The sequence below is a fragment of the Pseudomonas sp. 8_5_2 genome (assembly GCF_059295255.1).
In genome coordinates this window covers 2,950,594-2,965,400 of sequence record NZ_CM181238.1, presented here as the reverse complement: position 1 = coordinate 2,965,400, position 14,807 = coordinate 2,950,594, and the positions used below count along the sequence as shown (strand labels likewise).

Here is a 14,807-nt window from a genome sequence, read left to right as displayed (position 1 = left end):
TATGTAGCCTGTGCCGCCTCTTCGCGGGTGAACCCGCTCCCACAGGGGATCGCATATCCCTGTGGGAGCGGGCGCGCCAGCGAAGAGGCCGGTAGCCTCACCCCATCATTGTGGCTGCTTCAGCACCAGCGTCAGGATGTCGTAGCTGGCCACCAGCTCACCCAGCTGGTTGGTCACCTCCACATCCCATGCCACCACGCCCTGCGGCTGGCCCAGCGGGCTGGTCTTGCCCTGGTCGATCTTGCGCTTGCAGGTCAGCCGCGCCTGGATGGTATCGCCAATACCTACCGGGTTGATGAAGCGCAGGGTATCCAGGCCATAGTTGGCCAGTACCGGCCCGGCACCTGGCGAAACGAACAGCCCGGCCGCCGCCGACAGCACGAAGTAGCCGTGGGCAATGCGCTTGCCGAACTGCGACTGCTTGGCCGCGATCTCGTCGAAGTGCATGTAGAAGTGGTCCCCCGACAGGCAGCCGAAGTTGACCAGGTCGGCTTCGGTCACGGTACGGCGGTGGGTGAGCAGCGATTCACCGATGCGCAGCTGCTCGAAATACCGGCGGAACGGATGCACTTCGGTTTCGATCACTTCGCCACCGCGCACATATTCACCGGTTACCGCCGTGAGCATGTTCGGCGAACCCTGCACGGCAGCGCGTTGCAGGTAGTGCTTGACCGCGCGCAGGCCACCCAGCTCTTCACCGCCACCGGCGCGGCCGGGGCCACCGTGCTTGAGCTGTGGCAGCGGCGAGCCATGACCGGTGGATTCCTTGGCGGCCTCGCTGTCGAGAACCAGCAGGCGGCCGTGCCAGGCAGCTGCCACCGGAATGGCCTTGGCGGCTACGCTGCGGTCGGCCGTTACCAGCGTCGCTACCAGGCTGCCCTTGCCGCGAGCGGCGAGCGCCAGGGCTTCATCGAGGTCGTGGTAGGCCATCAGCGTGCTGACCGGGCCGAACGCCTCGATATCGTGGGCACCGCCTTCGGCATGCGGGTCGCGGGCGTGCAGCAAGGTCGGGGCAAAGAACGCACCCTCGGCCACGCCTTCGCCACGCGGGGCAAAGCCATCGCTGGCGCCGAACAGCTGGTCGCAACTCTGCAGCAGGCTGCGCACCCGCTCGGCCACATCATGCTGCTGGTCGTGGGAGGCCAGGGCGCCCATACGCACGCCTTCCAGCGACGGGTCACCGACCACCACCTTGCTCAGGCGCTCGCGCAGGCGCGTAGCAACCGCATCGATATGCCTGGCCGGCACGATGACGCGGCGGATGGCGGTGCATTTCTGCCCGGCCTTGGTGGTCATTTCCCGCACCACCTCCTTGATGTACAGCTCGAACTCCTCAGTGTCCGGGGTGACGTCCGGGCCGAGGATGGCGCAGTTCAGCGAATCGGCCTCGGCCGTGAACGGCACCGAATTGCGAATCAGGTTCGGCGTGACGCGCAATTTGGCGGCCGTATCGGCCGAGCCGGTAAAGGTCACCACATCCTGGCCTTGAAGGCGCTCGAGCAGGTCGCCGGTGCTACCAATCACCAGTTGCAGGCTGCCTTCTGGCAGCAGCCCGGATGCGTTCATCAGGCGCACCACGGCTTCGGTCAGGTAGCTGGTGGAGGTCGCCGGCTTGACGATGCACGGCATGCCGGCCAGGAAGGTCGGGGCGAACTTCTCCAGCATGCCCCAGATCGGGAAGTTGAACGCGTTGATGTGCACTGCCACGCCAGCGCGCGGCACCAGGATATGGCTGCCAGCGAAATGGCCCTGCTTACCCAACGGGATCGCCGGGCCTTCGTGCACCAGGTTGCCCGATGGCAGTTCACGGCTGCCGATGCCCGCATAGGCAAACAGTGTGGCATTGCCGCCCTCGATGTCGATCCAGCTGTCGGCACGGGTGGCGCCGCTGTGGTGGGACAACGCGTAGAGCTGCTCCTTGTGCTCGGCCAGGTAAAGGGCCAACGCTTTCAGGCGCTGGGCGCGTTGCTGGAAATCCATGGCCATCAGCGTGGCAAGCCCGCGGGCACGGGCGAAGGCCACGGCTTCGGCGAAGTCCGGGCGCTCTTCATGGCTGTAGGCCAGCACGTGGCCGTCGAGGGCGCTGCGCAGGGCCTGGGCGCCGTGCTGGCCAAGCCAACGGCCGGCGATGAAGCTTTGCAGAGTAGGGGCGGCAGACATGCTGTTCTCCATGCTGTTCAGAAGTAGGGGGGCGCTGTTACCACAGCGCCAGGGTGTAGCCGATGATCAGGCGGTTTTCGTCGACGGCGTTGGTCAGGCCATTGCCGGAACGGAAGGTGACGTTGCGCCAGCGCAGGCTGACGTCCTTGAGCGGGCCGCTCTGGATCACGTAGGTGAGGTCGGTATCGCGTTCGCGCTCGCGGCCGTTGCTGATGGTCGCGGTTTCGGCGTGGCGGCCGTCGGTGTAACGGGTCATGAAGCTCAGGCCCGGGATACCCATGGCGACGAAGTCGTAGTCGTAGCGCAGCTGCCACGAGTCCAGCCCGGTGCGGGTGAAGGTGTTGTAGGTGACCAGGTTGACGGTGAACGGGTCGCCGCCATTGACGAACGGGAAGGCGCTGTCACCCGACATCTGCTGCCAGGCGGCGGTGAATTTATGCGCCCGCACGCCGAGGGTGAACATGGCGTTGAAGTTGCGGTTGTCGATATTGCCGGCGCGCTCGGCGCCGTCATTGCGGCTGTCGAAGTAGCGCAGGTCGCTGCGCAAGCTCACACCTTCGGCCAGTGGGCGGGTATCGATCAGGCCGACAAACTGCTGGCGGTAGATGTCCTCGAGCTTGGCGTAGTAGTAGCTGACACTGGTCAGCGGGGTGATGGCATAGCTGCCGCCGCCAAAGTCCAGGTGGTCGCTGCTGGCGGCGCCGTAGCCGATGTCGTCGCGGCCCGAGGAATCGCGCAGGTTGGCCTTGGTCAGGCGGCCAGCGTTGAAGGTAAGCCCTTCGAGGTCCTGGCTGGTGAGCACGCCGCCCTGGAAAGTGGACGCCAGCAGACGGGTGTCGTTGTACACCACCACGGGCAGGATTGGCTGCAAGGTACCCAGGCGCAGGGTGCTCTTGGACACGCGCACCTTGCCGGTCAGGCCCAGCTCACTGTAGTCGTCGACCGGTTCCTGGCTGTTCGGGCCATACGGCAGCAGGCCGGTGTTGCGCCGGTCACGGCTGGAGTCCAGCTTGATGCCCAGCTGGCCCATGGCGTCGACGCCAAAACCGACCGGGCCATCGGTGAAGCCCGACTCCAGCCTGGCGGTGAAGCCTTGGCCCCATTCCTCGGCCTTGGCCTGCGCGGCGTTGCTCTGGCGGAAGTCGCGGTTGATGTAGTGGTTGCGCAGCTCCAGGCGTGCATGGCTGTCGCCGATAAGGTCCGCCAGCGCCGGCAAGGGCAGGGCGAGGGTGGCCAGCCAGGCGGCTGTCATGACATGCGTGCGGTTCATTGTTGTTGTTTTACCCGACATGGTCGTTCTTCCCTGAGGTCAGTGCTTGCTGGCGCCGGCGGCGCCAATACCGGTCATGGAGCGGATGAACTGGGCCAGGTAGCGGCCACGCTCTTCAGCGGCACGTTCGGAGCTGTCGGTGACCGAGAATACCCAGGCACCGAGGAACGCCAGGCTCATGGAGAACAGTGCCGGGTTGCTGTAAGGGAACAGCGCCTGTTCGTGGTGCAGGACGTTGACCCATACCGCCGGGCCCAGTACCACCAGCACCACTGCCGAAACCAGGCCGGCCATGCTGCCGCATACCGCACCACGGGTGGTCAGGCCTTTCCAGAACATCGAGAGCAACAGCACCGGGAAGTTGACCGAAGCGGCCACCGCCAGTACCAGCCCGGAGAGGAAGGCGATGTTCTGCGACTCGAACATCAGACCGAGGATCACTGCCAGCAGGCCGATCACCAGCGTGGCGATGCGCGACACGCGCATTTCCTCTTGCTCGGTGGCTTTGCCTTTGCGCATGACGCAGGCATACAGGTCGTGGGAAACCGCCGATGCGCCGGACAGCGCCAGGCCGGCGACAACGGCCAGGATGGTGGCGAAGGCCACGGCGGAGATGAAGCCAAGGAACAGGTTGCCACCCACGGCCTGGGCCAGGTGCACGGCGACCATGTTGCCGCCGCCGATGATCGCGCCGCTGGCGTCACGGTAGGACGGCTCGGTGCCGACCATGACGATGGCGCCAAAGCCGACCACGATCAGCAGCAAGTAGAAGTAACCGATGAAACCGGTGGCGTAGAACACGCTCTTGCGTGCTTCCTTGGCGTCGCTGACGGTGAAGAAGCGCATCAGGATATGCGGCAGGCCGGCGGTACCGAACATCATGCCCAGGCCCAGCGAAATGGCATCTATCGGGTTCGACAACAAGCCGCCCGGGGCCATGATCGCCTGGCCCTTGGCGTGCACGGCGACGGCGCTGGCGAACATGGCCTCGGTGCTGAAGCCGAAGTGCCTGAGCACCATGAAGGCCATGAACGTGGTCCCCGAGAGCAGCATCACTGCCTTGATGATCTGCACCCAGGTGGTGGCCAGCATGCCGCCGAAGGTGACGTAGGCGACCATCAGCACGCCGACCAGCATCACCGCATACAGGTAGCTGATGCCGAACAGCAGCTCGATCAGCTTGCCGGCACCGACCATCTGCGCCACCAGGTACATCAAGGCTACCACCAGGGTGCCAAAGGCCGAGGTCAGGCGCACCGGGGTCTGCGCCAGGCGATAGCTGACCACATCGGCGAAGGTGTACTTGCCCAGGTTGCGCAGGCGTTCGGCGATCAGGAACAGGATGATCGGCCAGCCGGCGAGCACGCCCAGGGCATAGAGCAGGCCGTCATAGCCGTTCATGAACATCATCGCCGAGATGCCCAGGAATGAGGCGGCGCTGATCATGTCGCCCGCAATCGCCAGGCCGTTCTGCATGCCGGTCAGGCCGCCGCCGGCGGTGTAGAAGTCGCTGGCCGAGCGGGTACGCAGGGCGGCCCAGCGGGTGACCAGCAGGGTAAAGCAGACGAACACCATGAACATCGAGATGGCAGTCCAGTTCATTGCGCGCACTCCTGCTTGACCTTGTCGTTGAGCGGGTCGAGCACGTTGTTGGCGCGGTGCACGTAGATACCGGTCAGGGCAAAGGACAGCAGCACCATCAGTACGCCCACCAGCATGCCGACGGTGGTCACGCCGCCGCTAAGCGACTGCCCAAGGGTGCTGGGCGAGAACGCCACCAGCAGGACGAAGCCGTAGTAGATCACCAGCATCGCCAGGGTCAGGCTGCCGTTGAGGCGACGCTTGCGCCGCACCAGGTGCTGGAAGTCGGGGTGGTTGGCGATGCTTTCTATGCGTTCGGGTGTCATGGGTTGCGATCTCTGGGTGTTGTAATTGTTTTTGGTGAGGTCACGCGGGTACTGGGTTGGTGGTGATGGCCGCTTCGCGGGTGAACCCGCTCCCACAGGGATTGCACAAGGCCAAGGGGCAGCGCCCTACCTGTGGGAGCGGGCGCGCCCGCGAAGCAGGCGACGCGGTCTCAGAGCTGGTCGAAGTCGAGCACCACCTTGTCGCTTACCGGGTAGCTCTGGCACGACAGCACATACCCGGCCGCCACTTCGTAGTCCTCCAGGGCATGGTTGCTGTCCATCTCCACTTCGCCTTCGATCACCCGGCACTTGCAGGTCGAGCACACGCCGGCCTTGCACGAATAGGGCAGTTCGGCACCGATGGCATTGCCGGCGTCCAGCACGTTCTGGCTGTTGCGTGGCAGGTCGAAGCTCAGGGCGCGGCCGTCGCTGATCACGGTAATGTGGCTGACCGCCGCGTCTACCTGCCGGGCGGCCTCACGGGCCTCGCGGCGGGCTTCGCTGCCGGCTGCGGCGAACAGCTCGAAATGAATGCGTTGCTTGCTCAGGCCATTGGCCTGCAGGCTGTCACGCACGGTCTCGGTCATCGCCTGCGGGCCACAGATGAACGCTGCATCCAGGCCTGGAACATCCAGCCAGCGCGAGAACAGCTGGCCGCATTTGTCGGCATCGATGCGGCCGTTGTACAGGTCGATATCCTGCTGCTCACGGCTGAACACGAAAATCAGGTTGAGGCGGTCGAGGTAGCGGTTTTTCAGGTCTTCCAGCCTGTCGCGGAACAGCGCCCCGGAGCTCGAACGGTTGCCGTACAGCAAGGTGAAGCGGCTGTGTGGCTCGCTGGCCAGGGTAGTACTGATGATCGACAGGATCGGGGTGATGCCGCTGCCGGCGGCCACGCCCAGGTAATTACCCCGGCGAGCCGGGTCCAGCGGCACGAAGAAGCTGCCCGATGGCGGCATCACCTCCAGCTGCTGGCCGGCCTTGAGCACTTCATTGGCAAACGCCGAGAAACGCCCGCCCGGCACGCGCTTGACGGCCACGCGCAACTCGCCGTCGTGCACGGCACTGCAGATCGAGTAGGAGCGGCGGACCTCTTCATCGTCCAGCCGGGTCCGCATGACCAGGTACTGGCCCTGGGTGAAACGGAACTGCGCTTGCAGGTGCTCAGGCACGTCGAAGGCAATCGACACCGCATCACGCGTCTCGTTGCGCACTTGCTTGATGGTCAGGCTGTGAAACTGGCTCATGGCGTTCTCCACGGCTCAAATGCATTTGAAATAGTCGAACGGCTCCAGGCACTCGCAGCAGCGGTACAGCGCCTTGCAGGCCGTGGAGCCGAACTGGCTGAGCAATTCGGTATGGGTACTGCCGCACTGCGGGCAGCACACCTGGGGAGCGTCACCCAACAGGCTGCGCTTGCTGGCGCTGCCTTGCGGCGGTGCGATGCCATAGGCGCGCAGGCGCTCGCGGCCCAGTTCGCTGATCCAGTCGGTGCTCCACGCCGGGGTCAGCCGGCGCTCAAGGTCAGGCGCGGAAAACCCTGCCTGCTCCAGCGCCTGGCGGATATCCCCCTCGATCACCTCGGTGGCCGGGCAGCCGGAGTAGGTCGGTGTAACCACCAGGTGCAGGTGGCCGGCGCGCCAGTCGAGGTCGCGGACGATCCCCAAGTCGACCACGCTGACCACAGGCACTTCCGGGTCCATGACCTGGCCCAGAACTGCCCAGGCGCGGGCCAGGTCATCGCCATGCTGCGCTCGCGCACCGCGGTCGCCGGCAATCAGCTCACCAGGTTGCATCGGGGTAAGCCCTCGGCAGGAATTGCATTTCGGCCAGCAGCAGGCCGAGGTGCTCGGTGTGCAGGCCCTTGCGGCCGTCCAGGTAGAAGTAGCTGGCCGCCTTGGGCAGTGGCAGTTCGACCGCCGCGAACGTCTCGCTTACCTGCTTCAGCCAGGCACTGGCGACGCTGGCGGGGTTGGCGCCGATACCCGCGTTCGCCAGCTGCACCTCATTGTCGCTGGCAGCACACAGCTCGACGGTAAAGCGCCACAGTGCCGGGATGGCAGCGAGCATGCGCTGGCGGCTTTCTTCGGTGCCATCGCCCAGGCGCTGCACCCACTCGCTGGACCGACGCAGGTGGTAGGTGACTTCTTTCACTGCCTTGGCGGCAATACCGGCAATACGCGGATCGCTCGATTCGACCAACCCCTGGAGCACGGCGAGGTGCCAGGCGTCATAGAGAAACTGCTTGGTCATGGTCACGGCAAAATCGCCGTTGGGTTGTTCGACCAGCAACAGGTTGCGATAAGCCCGCTCGTCTCGGCGGAAGGCCAAGGCATCGGCATCGCGGCCGTCATCCAGCAGTTCGGCGGCGTACTCCAGCCAGTTGCGTGCCTGGCCGACCAGGTCAAGGCCAACATTCATCAGGGCCAGCTCTTCTTCGATGGCAGGGGCGTGGCCGCACCATTGGCAAAGGCGCTGACCCTGCACCAGGGCGCTGTCACCGAGCAACAGCAGGTAGGGGACAAGGGCTTGGTTATGCATGATCAACCTCACATGTGTCCGACTTCGTCGGGCAGTTCGTAGAAGCTGGCATGGCGGTAGACCTTGTCGTCCGACGGGGCGAACAGCGGGTCTTTCTCGTCAGGCGAAGAGGCGGTGATAAGTGCCGAAGGCACTACCCACAGGCTGACGCCTTCGCTGCGGCGGGTGTAAAGCTCGCGGGCGTTTTCGATGGCCATGGCGGCATCGGCGGCATGCACGCTGCCGACATGCTTGTGGTTAAGGCCGTGCTTGCTGCGCACGAACACTTCGTAAAGGGTCCAGACAGACATTTTCGATCTCCGCATCAATCGCCGCTCAAGCGGCGTTCTTGTTCTGTTGCTTGCGCGCGTAGGCCACCGCGGCCTCGCGTACCCAGGCGCCGTCGTCGATGGCCTGGCGCCGGGTGGCGACACGTTCCTGATTGCACGGGCCATTGCCCTTGAGCACTTCGTAGAACTCGTCCCACTGGATTGCACCGAAATCGTAGTGGCCGCGCTCGGCGTTCCACTTCAGTTCCGTGTCGGGGGCAGTGCAGCCGAGCAGTTCCAGTTGCGGCACGGTCTGGTCGATGAAGCGCTGGCGCAACTCATCGTTGGTCTGGCGCTTGATTTTCCAGGCCATCGACTGAGCGCTGTTGGGCGAGTGCTCGTCGCTGGGCCCGAACATCATCAGCGACGGCCACCACAGGCGGTTGATGGCGTCCTGGACCATGTCGCGCTGGGCCTGGGTGCCGTGACGCATCATGGTCAGGAGCATTTCGTAGCCCTGGCGCTGGTGGAAGCTCTCTTCCTTGCAGATGCGGATCATGGCGCGGGAGTAGGGGCCGTAGGAGGTGCGCTGCAGCACCACCTGGTTGACGATGGCGGCGCCATCCACCAGCCAGCCCACGGCGCCCATGTCGGCCCAGCTGAGGGTGGGGTAGTTGAAGATGCTCGAGTACTTGGCCTTGCCGCTGTGCAGCTTGGCGATTTCTTCATCGCGGTCGGCGCCCAGGGTTTGCATGGCGCTGTACAGGTACAGGCCGTGGCCGGCTTCGTCCTGGATCTTGGCCATCAGTTGCAGCTTGCGCTTGAGGCTGGGGGCACGGGTGACCCAGTTGCCCTCGGGCAGCATGCCGACGATTTCCGAATGGGCGTGCTGGGAGATCTGCCGGATCAGGGTCTGGCGGTAAGCCTCGGGCATCCAGTTCTTGGCTTCGATCTTGATCTCGGCGTCGATCTTTTCCTGAAAGTTGCGTTCCTCGGGGGACATTTCTTCCAGCGACTTGACCCGCTTGACTCCGGTTTCCACTAGCTGTGCGTACATGTGTTCCGACTCCTGCTAAGGCATGAGTCATTTGTAAGCGATACAAAACATAACGTCAAACATATTTGTGTGTATCGAATAATATTTGTGTATCGCTTTCGGGCCTCTTCGCGGGTTCACCCGCGAAAGGGCCGGCAGATAAAATGCAAAAAAAAGCCCCGGACAATGCCGGGGCCTGGAAGGCAAGCCGAACGGGTCAGCTGGCCAAGCGTTTGTCAAAGACGTGGCAAGCCTTGCCCTCGGAGCGCTTGAGCGAGCCGCAGGGCTGCAGCTGTACCTGGGTGCTGATGCCGATGTAGGTCTTGATCTGCTTGCTGAGCTCGCCGGTCAGCAGCTTGCGCTGGCCCTCATCGAGGTGCTGGCACTCGCCACGCAACTCCACATGCACCTCGACACTGTCGAGATTGCCATTGCGATACAGATGAATCTCGTACATCTCTGAAAGCTGTTTTATTTTAAGCACCTGTTCTTCGATCTGGGTCGGGAACACGTTGACCCCGCGAATAATCAGCATGTCATCGCTGCGGCCGGTGATCTTGCCGATCCGCCGCATCGGCCGGGCCGTACCGGGCAGCAAGCGGGTCAGGTCGCGGGTGCGGTAGCGCACCATCGGCAGGGCTTCCTTGCTCAGCGAGGTGAATACCAGCTCGCCCAGCTGGCCGTCCGGCAGGACCTGACCGGTGACCGGGTCGATGATCTCGGGGTAGAAGTGGTCTTCCCAGATGGTCGGGCCGTCCTTGGTTTCAATGCACTCCATCGCCACCCCAGGGCCTATGATTTCCGACAGGCCGTAGATGTCGAGGGCGTTGATGCCCAGGCGCTGCTCGATGGAACGGCGCAGCTCGTCGGTCCACGGTTCTGCGCCGAAGATTCCCAGACGCAGCTTGAGGTCGTGCGGGTCGATACCCTGGCGTTCGATCTCGTCGGCCAGGTTGAGCATGTAGGACGGGGTGACCATGATGATGTCGGGCTGGAAGTCGCGAATCAGCTGCACCTGCTTCTCGGTCTGGCCGCCGGACATGGGGATCACCGTGCAACCCAGGCGCTCGGCGCCGTAATGCGCACCCAGCCCGCCGGTGAACAGGCCATAGCCGTAGGAGACATGCACCTTGTCGCCTTTGCGCCCGCCAGCGGCGCGAATCGAGCGGGCGACCACATTGGCCCAGGTGTCGATGTCGTTCTGGGTGTAGCCCACCACGGTCGGCTTGCCGGTGGTGCCACTGGACGCATGCAGGCGCACCACGTCTTCCTGGGGCACGGCGAACATGCCGTAAGGGTAGTTGTCGCGCAGGTCGTTCTTACCGGTGAAGGGGAACTTGGCCAGATCTTCAAGGCATTTGAGGTCGTCGGGGTGTGCGCCGTACTCGGCAAAACGCTTGCGATACAGCGGCACGTTGTCGTAAGCGTGCTTCAGGCTCCAGCGCAGGCGCTCCAGCTGGTGCTGGCGCAGGGCGTCGATACTGGCGGTTTCCAGCGGGTCCAGCAGGGCACGATCGGCATCATGGTACATGTTCATGGCTTCACTCGAATTGTTCTTGTACGCCGCGCGGCAGCGGTTGCAGGCCGCACGGTGAGTGTCATGAGCGCAGCATATACGGCTGCGTTCGGTTCGGTAACAGGCCGATGGTCCGAGCCGCTCAGAGGCGCTCGATAACCATGGCAATGCCCTGGCCGACACCGATGCACATGGTGCACAGCGCATAACGGCCAGCGGTCTCTTCCAACTCGTGCAAGGCGGTGGTGACCAGGCGTGCACCGCTCATGCCCAGCGGATGCCCGAGGGCGATGGCACCGCCATTGCGGTTGACCCGCGAGTCGTCGTCGGCCAGGCCCAGTTCGCGCAGCACGGCCAGGCCTTGTGCGGCGAAGGCCTCGTTGAGTTCGATGACGTCCAGGTCTGCCAGCGACAAGCCGGTGAGTGCCAGCACCTTGCGGGTTGCCGGTACCGGGCCGATACCCATCAGCCTGGGTTCGACGCCGGCTACGGCCATGCCGACGATACGGCCACGGGCCTTCAGGCCGTGCCGGCGGGCAGCGTCACTGCTGGCCAGGAGCAGGGCGCAGGCGCCGTCATTGACCCCGGAGGCGTTGCCGGCGGTGACGCTGCCACCCTCACGAAACGGAGTACCGAGCCGGGCCAACTGTTCAAGGGTGGTATCGCTGCGCGGATGTTCGTCGTGCACGACCACTTTGGCCGGGCCTTTGCGCTGGGCGATCTCGACCGGCACGATTTCCCGTGCCAGCCGGCCACGCGCCTGTGCCGCTGCAGCCTTGTGCTGGCTGCGCAGGGCAAAGGCATCCTGGTCGGCGCGGGAAATACCGAACTGCTCAGCCACATTCTCGGCAGTTTCCGGCATCGAGTCGGTGCCAAAGCCACGCTGCATCAGCGGGTTGACGAAACGCCAGCCGATGGTGGTGTCGAACAGCTCGGCCGAGCGGCCGAACGCCTGATCGGATTTGCCCATGACAAACGGCGCACGCGACATCGATTCGACACCACCGGCCAGCATCAAACCGGCCTCGCCACAACGCAGGGCGCGGGCGGCACTGCCGATGGCATCCAGGCCAGAACCGCACAGGCGGTTGAGGGTGGTACCCGGCACTTCAAGGGGCAGCCCGGCCAGCAGGCTGGCCATATGGGCGACGTTACGGTTGTCTTCGCCGGCCTGGTTGGCACAACCGAGGATCACATCGTCGACGGCTTTCCAGTCCAGTTCGGGGTGGCGCTGGAGCAGGGCCTTGAGCGGGATGGCCGCGAGGTCATCGGCGCGCACGCTGCTCAAGGCCCCGCCGTAGCGGCCGATGGGTGTGCGCACGGCGTCGATGATCAAGGCATCGGCGAGGGAGTGTTCAGTCATCTTGGGTCTCCTGCGCCAGCACCGTGCCGCGCACTTTGTAGGATTTGCCATGGAACATCGCCACCAGCTCACCACGCTGGTTGTCGATGCGTACGTCGTACAGGCCGGTACGGCCTTTGCGGCTGACCTCGCTGGCATGGGCGGTCAGCACATCATCGCGCAGCGCTGGCGCCAGGTAATCGATGCTGCAGCCCAGCGCCACAGTGGCTTGGTCATAACTGTTGCAGGCAAAGGCGAACGCCGAGTCGGCCAGGGCGAACAGGAAGCCACCGTGACAGGTGCCGTGGCCCTGGATCATGTCGGCGCGTACCGGCATGCGCAGGCTCGCCCGACCCGGACCGGCATCCAGCAGGCTGATGCCCAGGCCCTGGCTGGCCTGGTCACGGGCATACATGGCGTCGGCACAGGCTTGTGCCAGTTCGGTTTCAGTCATGCAAGGTGCCTCCATTGGCTTCGCAACGGCGTAACAGCAGGGAAGGGCGATAGCGGCTTTCGCCGTAGCTGCGCTGCAGGTTGTCGAGCACGCGCAGGGTATGAGGGATGCCGACAGCCGCTGCCCAGGCCAGAGGGCCGCAGGGGTAATTGACCCCGGCGCGCATGGCCAGGTCGATGTCGGCGGCGCTGCCGACACTCTGCAGCACGGCATCGGCGGCTTCGTTGGCGAGCATGGCTACGGTGCGCAGCACTACCAGGCCGGGCAGGTCGGCAACCGCCGTCACCTTGAGACCGGCACGCTGGAGCAGCGCGACGGCGTGATCGCGGGCGCTGTCGGTGGTATCGGCTGACCAGGTGATTGCCAGTCGGCTGGCCGTGCTGTAGTCCAGCGCCAGATCCAGCAGCACCAGGTTGCGCAGCCCGTCTTCACGGGCGCGCTGGCTGGCCAGGCGGCCATCGGAGAGTGCCAGGGTGGCGTCGCCCACCTGGATCAGGCCACTGCCGGCACGCTGAGTGACGGCTATACCGTTCTTGCGCAGGCGTTCAACCAATGGCTGCATCACCCCCAGGCTGCCTTCGACCACGCAGGTTTCGGCAATGGCGGGGCTGTGCAGTTCTGCTGGCTGCGGGCGTTCGGCGCCTGCGGCATAGCTGTAGAAGCCTTGGCCTGTCTTGCGGCCCAGGCGACCGGCGTCCACCAGCTCTTTTTGCACCAGCGATGGCTGGAAGCGGAAATCGCCATAGAAGGCATCGAATACCGAGCAAGTAACCGCGTAATTGACGTCGTGACCGATCAGGTCAGTCAGCTCGAAGGCCCCCATGCGGAAACCGCCAGCGTCACGCAGCAATGCATCGAGGCTGGCGCAATCGGCGGCACCTTCCTGCAGTAGGCGCAGGCTTTCGGCATAGAACGGCCGCGCCACACGGTTGACGATAAAGCCCGGTGTGGAGCGCGTGCGCACCGGCTTCTTGCCCCAGGCCTGGGCGGTTGCGTAGACACAGGCGGCCACTGCCGGATCGGTTGCCAGGCCTGAGACCACCTCGACCAGCGCCATCAGCGGTGCGGGGTTGAAGAAGTGCATGCCCACCACCCGCTGCGGCCGCGACAACCCGGCAGCGAGGCTGGTGATGGACAGTGACGACGTGTTGCTGGCGAGTATGCAGTCTTTGCCGCACAAGGCTTCCAGCTGACTGAACAGCGCCTGTTTGACCTGCAGGTTCTCGACGATGGCTTCGATCACCAGGCCTGCATCGGCCAACGCTTCGAGCGTGTCGACCGGGCACAGGCGGGCGCTGATCGTTTCATGCTCGCCTGGCTGCAACTTGCCTTTTTCCACCAGCCGGGCCAGTTGCCGGTTGATGCCGTCCACCGCCTGGGCGGCGGCACCCGGGCGGGTGTCGTACAGTTTTACCGGGTGCCCGGCCTGCGCCGCGACCTGGGCGATCCCGGCGCCCATTGCGCCGGCACCGATCACTGCCACCTGCACATTGCTTGCGAGTTGGCTCATGATCAGCGCCCCGTGAATGACGGCGTGCGCTTGTTCATGAAGGCACCCACGCCTTCACGGTAGTCTTCGCTGCGCCCGGCCAGACGCTGCAGGTCGCGCTCCAGCTCCAGCTGCTGATCGAAGCCGTTGTCGAAACTGGCATTCAGGCTGCGCTTGATCAGCGCCAGGCCATAGGTGGGCTGGGTGGCCAGGTGACGGGCAAGGGCAAGGGCTTCGTCACGCAGCGCGACATCGTCCACCACGCGATGGATCAGCCCCCATTGCTGGGCCTGTTCGGCGCCAAGGCGCTCACCCAGCATGGCCAGCGCCTTGGCCCGGGCCATGCCGACCAGGCGTGGCAGCAACCAGGTGCCACCGGAATCCGGCACCAGGCCGATCTTGCAGAAGGCCTGGATGAAGCTGGCCGAGCGGGCCGCCAGCACCAGGTCGCAGGCCAGCGGGATATTGGCCCCGGCACCCGCCGCCACGCCATTGACTGCGCAGATCACCGGCAGCGGCAGGTCGCGCAAGGTGCGCACCAGGGGGTTGTAGAACCGGTCGATGGACTCGCCCAGGTCCGGCATGTCGGCCCCGGGCGCGACGTTGCGGTCGGACAGGTCCTGGCCGGCGCAGAAGCCACGGCCTTCACCGGTCAACAGCAACACCCGCGCCTCGCTGCTCTGGCGCACTTGCCTGAGCGCCTCGCGTACTTCCAGGTGCATGGCGGTGTTGAAGCTGTTCAGCTGTTCGGGGCGGTTCAACGAGAGGAGGGCGACGCCGTCCTCGATGGAAAACAGAATGTGCTGGAAAGTCATGACAGGCTCGCTCCGTCAGTCGTGGAAAG

At 64.7% G+C, this 14,807-nt stretch carries 13 protein-coding genes and 1 pseudogene; all 14 read right to left on the bottom strand.

The window, feature by feature from the left end; translation table 11 throughout:
- Nucleotides 1-105: 105 nt before the first annotated feature.
- The 14 genes and pseudogenes from paaZ to paaG all read right to left on the bottom strand — a co-directional run bounded on the left by paaZ (nt 106) and on the right by paaG (nt 14,778).
- Nucleotides 106-2,160 (bottom strand): phenylacetic acid degradation bifunctional protein PaaZ, encoded by a 2,055-nt coding sequence (paaZ, locus tag AC5O5R_RS13635; protein ID WP_172220988.1) that lies wholly within the window; start codon nt 2,158-2,160, stop codon nt 106-108.
- 37 nt (nt 2,161-2,197) lie between these two features.
- Nucleotides 2,198-3,430 (bottom strand): OprD family porin, encoded by a 1,233-nt coding sequence (locus AC5O5R_RS13630; protein ID WP_172220985.1) that lies wholly within the window; start codon nt 3,428-3,430, stop codon nt 2,198-2,200.
- 39 nt (nt 3,431-3,469) lie between these two features.
- Nucleotides 3,470-5,038, bottom strand: a pseudogene (locus tag AC5O5R_RS13625) (cation acetate symporter); the annotation flags it as partial.
- A complete protein-coding gene (locus AC5O5R_RS13620; protein ID WP_012272262.1) occupies nt 5,029-5,337 on the bottom strand; it encodes a DUF485 domain-containing protein in 309 nt (102 codons plus the stop codon). The pseudogene AC5O5R_RS13625 and the gene AC5O5R_RS13620, both read right to left, overlap by 10 nt.
- Nucleotides 5,338-5,507: 170 nt before the next feature.
- Nucleotides 5,508-6,584, bottom strand: a complete 1,077-nt coding sequence (paaE, locus tag AC5O5R_RS13615; protein ID WP_172220979.1) for a 1,2-phenylacetyl-CoA epoxidase subunit PaaE — start codon at nt 6,582-6,584, stop codon at nt 5,508-5,510.
- 15 nt (nt 6,585-6,599) lie between these two features.
- The gene (gene paaD, locus AC5O5R_RS13610) at nt 6,600-7,133 is read right to left on the bottom strand and encodes a 1,2-phenylacetyl-CoA epoxidase subunit PaaD (RefSeq protein ID WP_172220976.1); all 534 of its coding nucleotides are present in this window, start codon (nt 7,131-7,133) and stop codon (nt 6,600-6,602) included.
- Nucleotides 7,120-7,878: a 1,2-phenylacetyl-CoA epoxidase subunit PaaC gene (gene paaC / locus AC5O5R_RS13605; protein WP_172220973.1), complete on the bottom strand. Its 759-nt coding sequence runs from the start codon at nt 7,876-7,878 to the stop codon at nt 7,120-7,122. Before paaC ends, paaD begins: the two co-directional genes overlap by 14 nt.
- A gap of 8 nt (nt 7,879-7,886) precedes the next feature.
- Nucleotides 7,887-8,168 carry a 1,2-phenylacetyl-CoA epoxidase subunit PaaB gene (gene paaB / locus AC5O5R_RS13600; RefSeq protein WP_004374528.1) on the bottom strand — a complete coding sequence of 94 codons (282 nt, stop codon included), beginning with the start codon at nt 8,166-8,168 and terminating at the stop codon, nt 7,887-7,889.
- 25 nt (nt 8,169-8,193) lie between these two features.
- The gene (paaA, locus tag AC5O5R_RS13595) at nt 8,194-9,183 is read right to left on the bottom strand and encodes a 1,2-phenylacetyl-CoA epoxidase subunit PaaA (protein WP_172220970.1); all 990 of its coding nucleotides are present in this window, start codon (nt 9,181-9,183) and stop codon (nt 8,194-8,196) included.
- A gap of 196 nt (nt 9,184-9,379) precedes the next feature.
- Entirely contained in the window at nt 9,380-10,699 is a 1,320-nt protein-coding gene (gene paaK, locus AC5O5R_RS13590) for a phenylacetate--CoA ligase PaaK (RefSeq protein WP_172220967.1), read from the bottom strand.
- A gap of 121 nt (nt 10,700-10,820) precedes the next feature.
- Nucleotides 10,821-12,041, bottom strand: coding sequence for a 3-oxoadipyl-CoA thiolase (gene pcaF, locus AC5O5R_RS13585; protein ID WP_172220965.1), 1,221 nt, complete (start codon nt 12,039-12,041; stop codon nt 10,821-10,823).
- On the bottom strand, nt 12,034-12,474 hold the full coding sequence (gene paaI / locus AC5O5R_RS13580; RefSeq protein ID WP_172220962.1) for a hydroxyphenylacetyl-CoA thioesterase PaaI: 441 nt from the start codon (nt 12,472-12,474) through the stop codon (nt 12,034-12,036). Before paaI ends, pcaF begins: the two co-directional genes overlap by 8 nt.
- Entirely contained in the window at nt 12,467-13,984 is a 1,518-nt protein-coding gene (gene paaH / locus AC5O5R_RS13575) for a 3-hydroxyacyl-CoA dehydrogenase PaaH (protein WP_172220959.1), read from the bottom strand. Before paaH ends, paaI begins: the two co-directional genes overlap by 8 nt.
- 2 nt (nt 13,985-13,986) lie before the next feature.
- The gene (gene paaG / locus AC5O5R_RS13570; protein WP_172220956.1) at nt 13,987-14,778 is read right to left on the bottom strand and encodes a 2-(1,2-epoxy-1,2-dihydrophenyl)acetyl-CoA isomerase PaaG; all 792 of its coding nucleotides are present in this window, start codon (nt 14,776-14,778) and stop codon (nt 13,987-13,989) included.
- Nucleotides 14,779-14,807 lie beyond the last annotated feature (29 nt).